The organism is Priestia sp. YIM B13491, assembly GCF_042787605.1.
Classification (GTDB): domain Bacteria; phylum Bacillota; class Bacilli; order Bacillales; family Bacillaceae_H; genus Priestia; species Priestia megaterium_E.
In genome coordinates, this window is the sequence record NZ_JBHZOR010000006.1 from 1 (window position 1) to 13,876 (window position 13,876).

At 35.1% G+C, this 13,876-nt stretch carries 16 protein-coding genes; 8 read left to right on the forward strand and 8 right to left on the reverse strand.

Annotated features, from left to right (window positions below; all coding sequences use genetic code 11):
• The first annotated feature begins 406 nt into the window (after nucleotides 1–406).
• Nucleotides 407–799: a UPF0715 family protein gene (locus ACFX4E_RS20375; RefSeq protein ID WP_377238748.1), complete on the forward strand. Its 393-nt coding sequence runs from the start codon at nucleotides 407–409 to the stop codon at nucleotides 797–799.
• Nucleotides 800–853: 54 nt separating this feature from the next.
• On the opposite strand, the gene ACFX4E_RS20380 is transcribed toward ACFX4E_RS20375, so the two are convergent.
• The 4 genes from ACFX4E_RS20380 to ACFX4E_RS20395 form a co-directional block, all read right to left on the reverse strand.
• Nucleotides 854–1,483 carry an NAD(P)-dependent oxidoreductase gene (locus ACFX4E_RS20380; RefSeq protein WP_377238746.1) on the reverse strand — a complete coding sequence of 210 codons (630 nt, stop codon included), beginning with the start codon at nucleotides 1,481–1,483 and terminating at the stop codon, nucleotides 854–856.
• A 962-nt stretch (nucleotides 1,484–2,445) separates the two neighbouring features.
• A complete protein-coding gene (locus ACFX4E_RS20385) occupies nucleotides 2,446–2,793 on the reverse strand; it encodes a cupin domain-containing protein (RefSeq protein ID WP_377238744.1) in 348 nt (115 codons plus the stop codon).
• Between the two features lie 103 nt (nucleotides 2,794–2,896).
• Entirely contained in the window at nucleotides 2,897–3,364 is a 468-nt protein-coding gene (locus ACFX4E_RS20390) for a DinB family protein (RefSeq protein WP_377238742.1), read from the reverse strand.
• A 111-nt stretch (nucleotides 3,365–3,475) separates the two neighbouring features.
• A complete protein-coding gene (locus ACFX4E_RS20395; protein WP_377238741.1) occupies nucleotides 3,476–3,937 on the reverse strand; it encodes a 2-thiouracil desulfurase family protein in 462 nt (153 codons plus the stop codon).
• 732 nt (nucleotides 3,938–4,669) lie between these two features.
• Between ACFX4E_RS20395 and ACFX4E_RS20400 the strand changes: the two genes are divergently transcribed.
• From ACFX4E_RS20400 to ACFX4E_RS20410, 3 genes are all read left to right on the forward strand, one after another.
• Nucleotides 4,670–5,257 (forward strand): GNAT family N-acetyltransferase, encoded by a 588-nt coding sequence (locus ACFX4E_RS20400; protein WP_377258452.1) that lies wholly within the window; start codon nucleotides 4,670–4,672, stop codon nucleotides 5,255–5,257.
• An 11-nt stretch (nucleotides 5,258–5,268) separates the two neighbouring features.
• Nucleotides 5,269–5,877 carry a class I SAM-dependent methyltransferase gene (locus ACFX4E_RS20405; RefSeq protein WP_377258449.1) on the forward strand — a complete coding sequence of 203 codons (609 nt, stop codon included), beginning with the start codon at nucleotides 5,269–5,271 and terminating at the stop codon, nucleotides 5,875–5,877.
• A gap of 392 nt (nucleotides 5,878–6,269) precedes the next feature.
• Complete coding sequence (locus ACFX4E_RS20410) at nucleotides 6,270–6,404, forward strand: hypothetical protein (RefSeq protein WP_377258446.1); 135 nt, start codon at nucleotides 6,270–6,272, stop codon at nucleotides 6,402–6,404.
• A gap of 30 nt (nucleotides 6,405–6,434) precedes the next feature.
• Here ACFX4E_RS20410 and ACFX4E_RS20415 read toward each other — a convergent pair whose 3' ends face one another.
• Nucleotides 6,435–7,046, reverse strand: a complete 612-nt coding sequence (locus tag ACFX4E_RS20415; RefSeq protein WP_377258443.1) for a hypothetical protein — start codon at nucleotides 7,044–7,046, stop codon at nucleotides 6,435–6,437.
• 581 nt (nucleotides 7,047–7,627) lie between these two features.
• On the opposite strand from ACFX4E_RS20415, the gene ACFX4E_RS20420 reads away from it, so the two are divergent.
• The gene (locus ACFX4E_RS20420) at nucleotides 7,628–8,155 is read left to right on the forward strand and encodes an RNA polymerase sigma factor (protein WP_377238309.1); all 528 of its coding nucleotides are present in this window, start codon (nucleotides 7,628–7,630) and stop codon (nucleotides 8,153–8,155) included.
• On the forward strand, nucleotides 8,145–9,476 hold the full coding sequence (locus ACFX4E_RS20425; RefSeq protein ID WP_377238302.1) for a DUF4179 domain-containing protein: 1,332 nt from the start codon (nucleotides 8,145–8,147) through the stop codon (nucleotides 9,474–9,476). Before ACFX4E_RS20420 ends, ACFX4E_RS20425 begins: the two co-directional genes overlap by 11 nt.
• A gap of 519 nt (nucleotides 9,477–9,995) precedes the next feature.
• On the opposite strand, the gene ACFX4E_RS20430 is transcribed toward ACFX4E_RS20425, so the two are convergent.
• The 3 genes from ACFX4E_RS20430 to ACFX4E_RS20440 are packed head-to-tail and all read right to left on the reverse strand — an operon-like array spanning nucleotide 9,996 to nucleotide 12,053.
• Nucleotides 9,996–10,166, reverse strand: a complete 171-nt coding sequence (locus ACFX4E_RS20430) for an HNH/endonuclease VII fold putative polymorphic toxin (protein ID WP_377238301.1) — start codon at nucleotides 10,164–10,166, stop codon at nucleotides 9,996–9,998.
• Between the two features lie 8 nt (nucleotides 10,167–10,174).
• Nucleotides 10,175–10,633, reverse strand: a complete 459-nt coding sequence (locus ACFX4E_RS20435) for a GNAT family N-acetyltransferase (protein ID WP_098113012.1) — start codon at nucleotides 10,631–10,633, stop codon at nucleotides 10,175–10,177.
• A complete protein-coding gene (locus ACFX4E_RS20440; protein ID WP_377238300.1) occupies nucleotides 10,620–12,053 on the reverse strand; it encodes a class I adenylate-forming enzyme family protein in 1,434 nt (477 codons plus the stop codon). Before ACFX4E_RS20440 ends, ACFX4E_RS20435 begins: the two co-directional genes overlap by 14 nt.
• Before the next feature lie 153 nt (nucleotides 12,054–12,206).
• Between ACFX4E_RS20440 and ACFX4E_RS20445 the strand changes: the two genes are divergently transcribed.
• Both ACFX4E_RS20445 and ACFX4E_RS20450 read left to right on the forward strand, forming a co-directional pair.
• Nucleotides 12,207–12,764 carry a biotin transporter BioY gene (locus ACFX4E_RS20445; protein ID WP_377238299.1) on the forward strand — a complete coding sequence of 186 codons (558 nt, stop codon included), beginning with the start codon at nucleotides 12,207–12,209 and terminating at the stop codon, nucleotides 12,762–12,764.
• A 14-nt stretch (nucleotides 12,765–12,778) separates the two neighbouring features.
• On the forward strand, nucleotides 12,779–13,873 hold the full coding sequence (locus ACFX4E_RS20450; RefSeq protein WP_377238308.1) for an acetyl-CoA C-acyltransferase: 1,095 nt from the start codon (nucleotides 12,779–12,781) through the stop codon (nucleotides 13,871–13,873).
• Nucleotides 13,874–13,876: the final 3 nt, after the last annotated feature.

The window sequence follows — 13,876 nt, forward strand, 5'->3', positions numbered from 1 at the left end:
TGGACGGGGACAGTTTTTGCGTCTAAACCAGTGGCGTAAGCCACACTATATAAAAGCGACTTCTTGTCGCACCATAAAACCAATTATAGGAAAAAAAGGTCCTTGTCGAAGGATATATCTGTTATGATAAAAATATAATCTTCTCTAAAGGATGAAATCTATGAAGGAGTTTTTATCTAGCTTTTTACTTATAACAAGTTGGCTTATATTTGCTATAAGTGCCTATTTGTTCGTTATTGTTTTAATCGCACCGTCCTATGCATTTATTCCATTTTGTAAGGTAGCAGGTGCTGGATTAGTTTGTTTTTATTTATCAAAAAAACTCAATAAAAAAACTAAAGTTAATTAGCTTTAACCTTTATATAATATACATCTGTAGAATAGACAAGAAGGGTGTGTTTACTCATTGACATTTAAAGAGCTTTTACCATATCATGCGTTAACAGTTATTAGCTCTAGTGTCTCTTATTCCATATTTCTTATCATCATTGAGCCTAGTTATAGAGCTGTTATTGCATTTTTTTTGATCTCACTTATTACAATCATTCCTTATTCTGTCGCAGCTGTGCCACTGCAACTATTTCTAAATAAATGGCCTAAGAAGTTCAGTATTCTCTACTTATGTACCTATTCTGTCGTAGCAATCCTATTACTTTATATCTCTTATAAACTTCAAGGAAATTGGTCTGATCCAATAGGGGATTATCCTAAAATGTTTGTATTTGCAGTAGGTGCAGCCATCATATACTGGTTTTGGGATTCCATTATCATGAACAAGCAGGAATATCCCTATTATTAAAATTCAAACCTAAATTAGCTAATTTACATAAAACCTTTTATCTGTAGACATTTCTTAGTTTGATATAAATGGTGCTTTACGTATGTAACTTGAACAAGGTACCTGCTCAATTAAAAATTGTGCGATGCCTTCAGCAGATATCTTAAACCCAGGCATATCAAGTGAATTAACCTTTATTTTTTTTGATTTTTTATGTTCTTTAACAAAAGGCAATCTTACCAGTGTCCAGTCTAATTTGCTTTCTTCAAGGATTTGCAGCTCTTTTTTCTTATCTAAAATCATCTCAGAATAAAGAATACGAAAAGCAATTGCTCCTAGTTTATTGACCAATGTTTTTTTATCTCCTTTGATATCTAAAGATCCACCCGTTACACCAATATATCTGTTAATTTTAAGTTCCTTCATAGTATTGACGATTAGAGTGGTAGTTTCGCTATATAAAGGTTTAGCTCTGTTAGGTTGACCAAATGTATTTATCACTACGTCACATCCATTAATTAGAGAATAAATGGAATCTGCATCTCTAGCGTCTCCTTGAATAAAGCTTACATTTGGATTTGAAAATGTAAGTTTCTCAGGACTTCTAACTAACAAACGGACTTTATAACCTTTTTGAATGGCTGTTTCGGCCAAATATTTACCAGCTTTCCCAGTTCCTCCAATAATCGCAATTATATTTTTCATATAAATTAGTTCCTCCACATATTCACTTTTGTTTAATTCTATCATCGCACATCCATAAATAACCAAAATTATCTTTTGTTATTTTCTAGTCTAGTCGGGTAAGCGAGGGGCATCACTGCCCCTGACTCCCCTAAGAACCGTGCGAGTCCCTTTCAAGACACATCGGCTCAAGCCTCCCATTGCAGGTCCATTTGCTGTCGTATCTTTATCACACACCATAACGGTAAGTAAAACGTACGCCGACGCTCCAAGTGGAGGTATACATAACAGTACGTTTCTTTCGTCAGAAGATAGCCACAACCTTATGTGCCTACGAGAGACCAACGAGAAGTCAGCTCCCTTTCGGACCTATCATGGGTTTGTCCGTAAGGACGATAGTATCCATCCAATTATACAGTTTCCTGCTTTCCTGTTCTCTTTCGAGACAACGGCATTCGCTTTCTCTCGTATCCTTTACCCTTTATCACATCGTTTGACTTTACAGTCATCCTACTGTTTACACAGATGACAAAGGACTTACCAAGTTCCGCATCTTATAGATACGACGAGGTTAGGTGGGTTCTTTACTCCGGGCAAGATACGGGACGCGTCACAGCAGCATTATGAATCTGCTTTTCCTCTTGCCAATACCCAGGCAAATCTGTGCACTATCCTGAGCTAATCCTTACGAAGCTTACAAACCTTCACTAATGTTCACCATACTCATCTTCCCCTAGCAGTGTTCCGAGTCGTGCACTGACTCTCTGTTTCCGCATTTCCGCATGCAACCCACGAGCCCGTTACCAGGCACGCAGTTTTGGACGGGGACAGTTTTTGCGTCTAAACCAGTGGCGTGAGCCACACTATATAAAAGCGACTTCTTGTCGCACCATAATCAAAATTATAGGAATTTATTTGTATATAGTAAAAGCCATTTAAGACTTATCTTAAGTGGCTTTCACGGTATCTATGTTCTTTTTTATTTACTTATCAATGATGATAGTATTAGCGTTTTGATCCTCAAAACAAAGATTTACAGTTCTTTGTTTAGCTCTGGTTCTATGTATAGTTCCAGCTGGGATAAGCAATGTATCATTCGGTTTTAAAACAACTGTATCCTTGTCTTTAAAGTCAATTAACAGTTCCCCCTCTAAAACCATAAATAGCTCATCTGAATTAGAATGGTAATGCCATTTATATTCACCTGAAAATACAGCGATACGAAGGCAATGATTATTAATATTTGATACAGCAAAATTTACATGCCGATCTTTAATATCTTTTGTAATTTCCTGAAGATTTATCTTTTCTAACTCTAATTTCTCTACCATTACAATTCCCCTTTGGTCCTTATTAGTTAATTTTTATCTTTTATTCTACTACATGTCCTATTAACCAAAACAATGTTATCTGTAAATACAAAAGTTATAGACTTCAAATCTTTTTAGTTAATATCTTCTTTATAGATTGAATTACCCCCACATGTAAACCTTCATGATATAAAGTATGTAATAATATCTGTCCTGTATTATCAAATCCTAATAATACTGGATTAACAAGATTTTGATCTAATTCTTTACTAAAGTCTTTCATGATACGGTAGGGCTGCTTCTCTAAATGATCAATCAACTCACTTTTTGAAGGAACACAATCGTTCCAAGTAAATGGACTAGAACCATATGCAAAGTACTCTTTATAAAAGGGAGGAAGCTTTAAAGAATTCTTTATTCGTTCATACAGCCATATTTCTTGGTCTGCAAATATATGTCCAACATTCCAACGAATTGAGTTATTATGGCTTTCTGGAATAATATCCATAAAATCATCTGGTATCTCTTCAATTAGCTTAAGTGTTTGTTTTCTAATAAATAACATTTGATTAAATATTATTTTATCCTTCATGTCATCCCGTCACTTTCCTTTATTAGTAAATACCCATTATTTTACTGTATATGCATTTTTATTTTGGATATCATATACATTTCTAGTTAACATAATCACCATTATCGACACTTAAAAGAAGCTAGTATCTAAAAATTCCCTTTCAGAAATCACCTGAATCCCAGCCCTCTTAAATAAAGCAGCCGTAACTCCTTCGCCAGCTATCTTTGTATTAGAAAATTCGCCATTATAAATCATGTTACTACCACAAGAAGGACTATTTTCTTTTAATACAACATACTTAACATTAACCTCTTGGATAGTATTTAATGCTTTATGGGCTCCTTTTATATATAATTTTGTTACGTCCTTTCCAGACTTCTCTATTACCTTAGCATTTCCATCTAATACATCTTCCCCAGTACCACCTACAATTTCTGCCGGTTCACGTGGAGTTGAAAAACCTCCTAAAAGTTCAGGGCATATTAATAATGCTCTATCTTGCTCAACTAATCCCTTAATTTTCTCCACTAAACTATGTGATCCATTATATCTACATTCTATTCCTGCTAAACATGAACTTACTGCAATCAAAAAGACATCCCCTTAATTAAATACCTTTTTATACCATTCTATCATAATAATTCTTCAAGAAACTCTGTATATCGTATACATCCCTAGTTTACATAAACACTCTTCAAGGAACCAAGCAAAAAAATGAACCCATGCAGGACAAGGGTTCGGAGTAGGATGACTTTTATCGGATATGCAGCTTTTTATACATCTTTGACATACCAACGCTTTAGTAGGAGACGAACGAGAAAAAATGTATAAAAAGCGCATGTTTTATACATATGCAACATCCCATTATATATGGCTTTTTTTAGAAATAAATGTTAATATGTAAGGGATAGATTCCATAATGATGATGTTCAAAAAGCAACCTCTACTGACGACCAGAGGTTGCTTTTTATTTCGCTTACCTTTTGACTGGACAAATTATAAGCTAATACTATATTTTAGATATGTACATGTATATATTTCACTTTTATCAACTATTAAATGCAGCTATGAACAACCACACATGTAAGAAAAGCCCTCAATTAATTGAGGGCTTTTCTTGTATGTATCGTCACTAAGTGTAAATAGTTAAACAACTTATTTTTATGAAATACTTTACGACTTATTTAACGTAATGTGGCTCATAGGAAGAAATAATAATTTTTTTATATCTTTGATTTATTGCTAAAAAAATTCGATATTTAATTCCATATAGTGTAAAATTAAATGATTTCCAAAATATGTACAAAGGGATGGGGGAAACAAGTGGAATTAAGTAAACAACGTGTAAGATTAAGAATAATGAAAATAGAAGATGCAGAGGACTTATATAATATCGTGAAACAAAATCCAGATATTTGGACTTATATGCCTGTTAAAATGGATAGCTTATTAGATATGAAAAATATAATAAATGAGTGTCTACAAAAGAAAAAAACAGGGGAGATAGTTCCTTTTATCGTGGAAGATATTTGGAATAATAAGATTGTTGGTAGTACTAGACTATATGACATATCTTTATCTTCAAAAACTCTAGAAATGGGGTATACTTTCTTCTCACCTGATGCTCAACGCACAAGTATTAATACAGAAAGTAAGTTTTTATTATTACAACACGCTTTTGAAACATTAGGAGTGAAACGAGTACAAATCAAAACCGATTTACGGAATAAAACAGCTCAAAAAGCTATTGAACGACTAGGTGCAGTTAAAGAAGGAATATTGAGAAACGAACGCCTTTTATATAACGGCCTAGTTCGTGACGCAGTTGTCTATAGTATACTTGATAGAGAGTGGAATGTAGTAAAAGAAAAATTAGAATCTTATATAACTTATTCCCTTGCTCAAAATTAGGGGCTGTAAATATGTTTAACCAATGGTTAGGTAAACAGTTGAGTAACCCTAGAGGTATTTTGGCAAAATGGATAGGTTCTTATATGGAAAAGGGCAATAAAAAGGCTAATGGATGGACAGTTGAGCTTATAAATCCGTCGCCCGGCGATCGTATTCTCGAAATTGGAATGGGAACTGGTGTAACGTTGAATAGACTTTTAAACGAGTATGAAGATATTGAAAAGATATGTGGAATCGATATCTCTTTATCTATGGTGAACAAGGCTAAACAAGTAAATAGAGGCTTTATAGCAAGTCATAAAGCCGAGATTACTGAAGGAAACGTTGAACATATTCCTTTTTCTACAGGATATTTCACCAAAGTATATACTATTCATACAGTATACTTTTGGTCCGATTTAGTAAAAGGACTACAGGAAATTCAAAGAGTATTAAAGCCTGAAGGCGAAGTATTCATTACATTTACTTTAAGTGAGGAACTAGATAGAATGAGGCACACGAAAAAATTCCTTCATTATTCGCCTAATTATATTCAAAGTTTGTTAGAAGAAGAGGGCTTTAGACAAGTGAAAATAAGTGTCCAAAAACCGTTCTGTTGTATATCAGCAATAAAAGAATAAATACTCCCATTTTTACTTACTAAAATGTTGCCTACAGGCTTGAAATAGAAAAGGTGCACCTTAATTCAAATAAAAAGTAATCGTTTTCATATTCTTCTTTTTCAAAATGGTCTATTAGGTTATAATAAACATCTACAAAAATATTAAATGATATGTAAGCAACAAGCAATTACACCCTTAATATTTAGCAACAAGAAAACCCCTCAAACGTGTAAGGGGTTTTCTGTTGTTAAGCATTCTTTTTATAAGCTATATATCTTATAAAATTTAGTTACCATAATCACTGTTATAGAAACATGAACTTATTTATTACAGTCTCGATAGATTTACTTGCATACTTACGTATTAATTAATGAAAGTAAACTATAAAAAGCGTAAAAGAGGTAGTTATTATGAATAAATCTAATTCGATTTATGAAGAACTGAATAAGGTTAAAATAGACCTGAAGAATTACCTTATATCTGAGCTTACAACAGGAGAAAAAGAGAATTTAAAAAAATCAGTGTTAAAAGAATTTCGGCTTTAATTAACTAAAATTCAATTAAAAACAAGGAGGTTAAGCAAAATGCTTAGCCTCCTTGTTTTTGGTTGTCTTTAATCTAAAGAAATAAATAAAAACACTAATAATTATTAAACAATAAGTGATACTTTGGGCCATACCCACTATATCACTCCAACCCCTAGTACCATTTAAAAATAGTTGGAGCAGCAAACCTGCTGGTAACGTAACTAATACAACAGGTTTTTTGGTAAACAAAAACCCAACGATTCCGCCAACAATACCACCTATAACGGATGCGCCGTACCAAGTGATAAAGATGTACACCATGTCTTTTAAACTCCATACTACACCGTCTGGTAGATCGCTATAAAAATGACCAATTACAAAATACATGGTAATGGAACTGACAATATAAAGGCTTCCAAAACATGCGGCTTGTCTTGTGCGAGTTCCAAATACATACCCAACAACCATAGCCATTATAAACCAACCTGGTAAAGAATTAAGCATGATAGCTACATATGATACCATTAGTTCAGGAATGGTCATACTCGTTACGAGTGGCAAATGATCAGACATAACAGAGAAAGCTGCGACAATTCCCCCTACGACTACCGTAAAAATAATAAACTTTACCCAAACCTTCTTTTTATCCTTATCTGTCAAACGAATCCCTCCGATCCTCATTACTATAAATAAGACGTTTGGTAAAAAGAATTGTTTTACTTTTTAGGGAATTTTTAATCTATTTCGGATGTATATCATATACAGAGATAGTTTACATACACACTCTTTCCGGAACACACGTAGAAACGAGCCCTTGGTACTCAAGAGCTCGTTTACTTTACAAATTTATCGTTTATGCAACTTTTTATATACCCTTGATATAACTGCGTTTACTCGATACCTAAATGGGAGGAGGATATATAAAAATTGCATGTTATATATGTATGTTCGTACGTACGGTAAAATGTAGCCTATATGGAAGAGATGAGATATTGTTTACTTGCGGTTATATTTTAATACTTTATAGTTAGCATTTCTACTAGAAAGCTATCTCGCTTGCCAATGACGGGGTAGCTTTTTATATTTTCTACAATCTTTATTATGCTTTTAATCAAAAAAATCTTGGCTACAGGGTAATTAGAAGCTTCTTATACCGTTAGTCCATTTTTTTATTAAAACTTTAAGCCAAATGCCAAGTAACTTTGTCTAATAGGTATAAAAGGAAAAAGTAGAGAGGATGAATTTCAATTATTAGGATAGTTAAAAAAGCTCAAAAAGGTAACGATAAAGCCTTTTTGAAGCTTTTTCAGACATATGAACAAGATATTTATCGAATGGCTTATGTCTATGTCAAAAATAAGGACGATGCCTTAGATGTGGTTCAAGAGGTAGCATACCGTTCTTTTAAAAACATAGATACTTTAAAAAAGCCAGAATACTTTAAGACATGGTTAATCAAGATTACTATTAGGTGTGCAATCGATCATCTAAGAAAGAATAGCAAGGTCGTTCAATTACATCCAGAACATGAGGAAATTATCGGTTCAGATATTGAAGATATCCCCCTTACATTATCCCTTCATCAATTAGTGGAAGAATTAAATGAAGATGAAAAAAGTGTTGTTATTTTACGGTTTTACGAAGGCTATTCCTTTAGGGAAATAGCTGAGACGTTGACCATTCCTTTAGGCACGGCCAAATCTACTTTATATCGTGCTTTAGCTAAACTTCGTAAACAAGTGAAAGGCGTGGGTATTTATGAAGAATAAACTAAAACAAGAATTTGAACAAATTGAAATTCCAAAAGAATTACATATGAGAGCCAAACTCGGTGTAGAAAAGGCTAAATCAGAGCAACCCAGAAGAACGTTTAAAAAAGCAATTGTATTTCCGGCTGCCGCAGCTTTATTCCTTATAGGTTCCGCAGGTGTAGGCGCAGCGACATTTCCAACCTTCAACCACTTACTATCTCTTGTTAGTCCCGACATTGCCTTGTTTCTTCAACCTATTGAAACCACTAGTGAAGATAAAGGAATAAAAATGAAGGTTGTAGGTGCCATGAATGATGATGAAATGGCAGTTATTTATGTTACCATGCAAGATTTAACTGGTAACCGTATAGATAAAACGCTGGATCTTTATGATTACACATTAACTGACGGGCATATGTTTAATAGCCAAATTGTTGACTATGATAAAGGTACAAATACAGCCACATTACGAATTCAAGCAAACGGAGGCACAAACTTTAATCATAAAAAAATCAAATTACGAATAAGCTCTTTTCTTAGTAAAAAGTATAAGCATGAGGGAATCAAGATAGATACTGATCTGTCGGAGTTAAAGAATAAAAAGGTAGAGACAATTTCTCTTAGCACGGATAATACATCCGGTGGAGGTGGGGAAATTACTGACCAACTCGACACGGGAAAAAGTATAGAAATTTTAAAGCCTAATGGAATCATTCTTTCTCTGCCAAAAATAAAATTTATGCATGTATCAAATATGGGATTTGCGGATGGTAAACTTCACGTTCAAACAAAGTGGTCCGATGAAGATATAGATAGCCACGGAGATTTTTATTTAGTTGATCCTTCCGGAAAGAAAATAAATGCTTCTTCTAACATCTCTTATGGAGTAGATGAATCAGGGGAAACTGTTTACGGAAATAACTATGTAGAATATATTTTTGATGTAAATAATGAAGATCTTAGTAAGTTAAAGCTTATGGGAGACCTTGTATCTAATGGTAATTATACAAAAGGTGATTGGAGTACTACATTTAAATTGCATTCTGTAGAAAACGAAAAAAATCTGAGCTTTAATGAAGACTTTGGCAGTTGGAAAGCAACTAAAATGACCCTTTCATCACTAGGTGTGACGGTATTCGGAAAAGGCCAATTTAAAGATACTGATGATATGAAAGTGAGTGTAAAAATGAAAAATGGAAGCATTCAATCACTCAACTCATTACAAAACTTTAGTAACAATAAAAGTGTTAAAGCTAAATTTCTACCTTCTTCTCCTTTAGATTTATCGAAAATCAAAGCAATCAATGTAAATGGTGCAGTTATCAAAGTATCTAGATAAAAGAAAAAGCTAATTTTCTTAATCCTATGAGTAAGAAAATTAGCTTTTTTATTGTTCACTATTTCAGGGGCTACCTTAATATTAATTTACTAAGATTACAAGACACACCGTCCGTAAAAGTATACTTTTACGAACTTTTGATTTATATAGAAAATCTATCATTTTCACCATTCGTTTAAGTTTTGAAATAATATACGAACGTTCTCTAAAACACATAAAACTTTGCGAACGTTCTTGTTAGAAAAAAATGATGGATTCAAACCAAATCTTGATGCTGTTTTAGAACAAATAGCTTAAAAATAATAGGATTCCACATCAAAATTTTAATATAAGTTTTGAAAAAAATGGGACCAGCTTGAGATGAAAAATCATTGATTATAGTCACATCTAAAAAAATACACCTTATTTAATTAATAGTATCTTCTCTCATTATTTCTTTATATTGAAAGAGCTTTATTTACATACGGTGTTTTACACCCTTAATCATGTGGAAACCAATAAGTGCAAAAAAATAAATAGTTATCTATTGTTCTTCCCTCGCTTTTTGTATCCTGAACAATTTTCTGGGTAATGGTTGCTTCTTTGATCATATCTACCTTTTTTATAAGGATTTAACCCATCTAACACGTGAAAATGCGGACCTCTTCCATTTGCATTCCAGTACAGTAAAAAATCCGTAGATAAACCCACGGATTTTCTTACAACTCTTTTTCCAAGCAGTTAACTTGATTATGATGCAGCGGCTTAGTGGCGTACTGGGTAAAACCAAGGCGTTCCCAAAACAGCTTGGCTCTAGGATTTTGAGACAGAACCCCAAGACGTAGAACGGAAATTCCCTCTTCTTTTAGCTTGTCTTCAAACGCTAGATACGCCTGCGTTCCGAAACTGAAATTGTGATAGGCGCTATGAATAATAAAAGCTCCAATCCACGGATGATCATCGTTAGGATTTTGCTTCATGTAATCAATAACCCCTACGTATGTATCGTCGGCTTTTATAAAATAACTGTCTGTTTTTTCGTTCATGTATTCTTTAAAAAGCTCTTCTTCACTTCGCTCTTTCTTACCGTTTTCTAACACGTTATAAGCTTCGTTTGAATTGATAATCTCTGACACAATATACATCGTGTCAGCTGTAACGGGTTCAAATGAGATCATATGTCTTCCCTTCTTTCTCTGTAAAGTAGCTGTATATCGTTGCTTTGTCAATTTTACCATTTTTCATTCGCGGAAAGGACTTTAAAACTCTCCATACGCGCGGGATTTTATAAAGGGATACTCGTTTTGTCAGCGCTTGTCTTACATCAGAAAGAGAAATGTTCTCTAAGACAATTGCTGCACCTACTACTTCTGAACGTTCAGCATCTGCTACGCTAAAAACAGCTGCTTCGCTAACGCCCGGTATTTGTAGTAGCAGCTCTTCAATTTCTTCAGCATATACTAAGCTTCCGCTGCTTTTAATCACATTTTTATCTCTTCCTACGATGGTAATGCTTCCGTCTGGAAGCTGAACCGCAATATCATGCGATGTAACATATCCATTAAAAAATGAGCGGTTCGTTTCTTCGCTGTCATTAACAAACCCTTCGAATGCTTGAGTTGTTTTCACAAACAGTATTCCTTTGTCTCCTTTTTCTACTTCTTTTCCACGCTTATTCAGGATTAAAACGTCTACACTGTCAACAGGATAGCCTACTGTATGAGGCAGCGTTTCAGCGGTATCTGGTGAAAGTACCGTAACAAATCCCATTTCAGAAGATCCGTAATATTCATAAAGAGAGGAGTTAGGAAACGCTTGTGAAAATTTCTTTCGAACGGAAGGCGATAATTTATTTCCTACTGAAATCACGGTTTTTGGCAAAAGTCGTTTTTCTTTTGGTCTGCTTTGTATGTACCGAAGCAAAGGAGAAATTAACGCGGGTGTAATAGACATACAGCTAGCTTCCTTGTTAAAAACAGCAGAAGGTGTAAACGCTTCTAGCATGATAGCGTGCATGCCGCTGCAAAGCGCATGCAAAACCGGATAAAGCTGCGCGGAATACGAAATATGTAAGGGGATAAGTACTTTTTCATGTTTCTGTAAAGAAAATACGTCCGACCATTCTTGAAATGATGAAGACCAAGAATGATGCGATTTTACAAATCCTTTCGGTCTCCCTGTTGATCCAGAGGTAAATCCAAATAAAAATAGATCGGACAGTGCATTCACTTGCCGTATAGGCAGGATTGGTTTTTCTTTTGTTATGTTAGTTAGAGAAGATGTTTTCCATAGCCAATTCGGGGATTGAATAGAAAAATAGGTATCTACTTCAGCATCTGTTAGCTCATTATGTAAAAGCATCACAATTCCACCCGCTTTTAAAATCGCTAAAAATGACACAACAGCTTCTGCATTGTTTGGCATACTTAACGCAACGAGCTCTCCTTTTTCCATCCCTTTTTCTTTCAGCTGATTTTCGGCTTTGCATACATGATCCCACATTTGACCGTAGCTTAGTTTATTAACAGAATCCGATAGTGCGAGTCTGTCCGGCGTTTGTTGACACTGATTAAAAACTAGTTCTTCAATTCGATTCATTACTCCGTAAGCTCCTTTTTATTTTACTTTTAGTGTACCGTAAATACGGGTTTGAGAAAAGAAAAATGTAAACTTTAATAAAAATTAAGTTGACTAATTTAAGTTTAATAAGATACGATAGTCATGTTTTATCCTACATAGCGGAGGTTTACGATGAAAACAAAAGATATGACGTACGTTGCTTTATTCACAGCTATAATGGGAGCTCTAGGACTCGTCCCTCCTATTTTTTTATCTTTTACACCTGTTCCAATTACTCTTCAGCCTATGGGTGTTATGCTGTCGGGAGGAATTCTTGGCGCTAGATTAGGAGCTTTAAGTCAATTTCTTTTTTTATGTTTGCTAGCAGCTGGCGTTCCTTTACTTGCTGGAGGGCGCGGAGGAATTGGCGTATTTTTGAGTCCGAGTGCTGGGTATATCATTGGCTATGTGTTTGCAGCTTTCTTTATTGGCTGGACGCTGTCACGATTAAAAAATGTAACGGTTGCAAAAGCATTTGCCGTAAATGTGTTATTTGGGATTGGGTTGGTATATGCATGCGGCATTCCTGTACAGGCACTACAGCTTCACATTCCATTTCTAAAATCTTTTCAGCTAAGCTTCGTTTACCTTCCAGGTGACTGTATAAAAGCAGTGGTCGCGGCTTATCTAATTACAAAAGTTCGAAAAGCAGTAGCGGTACCTGGCCGTTCTAACACGGCTTCTATGTAAGGAAGTGATGACTTATCTATCAAGCAGCAATTGTAAAAGCGAAGCGTACGGTCATTGGAAAAGAAAATGGTCTACTGAAAGATTTTCATGTTCAAGAGCTAACGGCTCCTTTATTAAAACATCTTAGCGCTGGAATTGAATATGAAATCGATGACATTATTTTAGGGAATGTTGTAGGTCCAGGAGGAAACGTAGCTAGGCTATCCGCTTTAGAAGCAGACCTCCTTTTTTCTATCCCGGGAATGACCATTGATCGTCAGTGCGGAGCTGGCTTAGAGGCCATTCGAATGGCCAGCTATTTGATAAAAGCAGGCGCTGGAACGTGTTATTTAGCTGGAGGCGTTGAAAGTACAAGTACTTCTCCTTTTGAAAAAAGAGCACGTTTTTCTCCTGATAAAATTGGTGACCCTGACATGGGGATCGCAGCAGAAAACGTAGCTCAGCGATACAATATATCTAAAGATCAGCAGGACAGATATGCTCTTTTAAGTCATGAAAGAAGCTGGGAGGCTTTTGAAAAAAGGTTGTTTCAAGAAGAAACGCTTCCTCTTCCAAACGTGATGCACGATGAAGCATTTATGAAAAAACGAAACCTAACAAAGCTGCTGCAAAAAGCCAGCCCCGTCTTTTTAAAAAAAGAAGGCACCGTCACTGCAGCCAACAGCTGTGGAATTAACGACGGAGCCTGCATTGCGCTTGTGATGGAAGAGCAAAAAGCACGCGCTTTAGGCTTTCAGCCCGTTTTACGTTTTATTGACGCTGATATTTCAGGAGTGTCACCTCTTTACCCTGCTATTGCACCCATTTCTGCGATTAAAAATATCTTGAACCGAAATTCTCTTACGGTAGATGATATTGACTTATTTGAAATCAATGAAGCATTTGCTGTTAAAGTTGTCGCTTGCATGCAAGAACTGGGAATATCAGAAGAGAAAGTGAATATTCGCGGAGGAGCATTGACCCTAGGACACCCTTACGGAGCATCGGGAGCTATTTTAGCTACGCGTCTTTTTTATGAAAGCAAGCGCCGTGACGTGCGATATGTCATAGCGGCTTTAGGAAGCGGAGGCGGAATAGGAACAGCGGTATTATTTGAAGTAATCAAATAATAC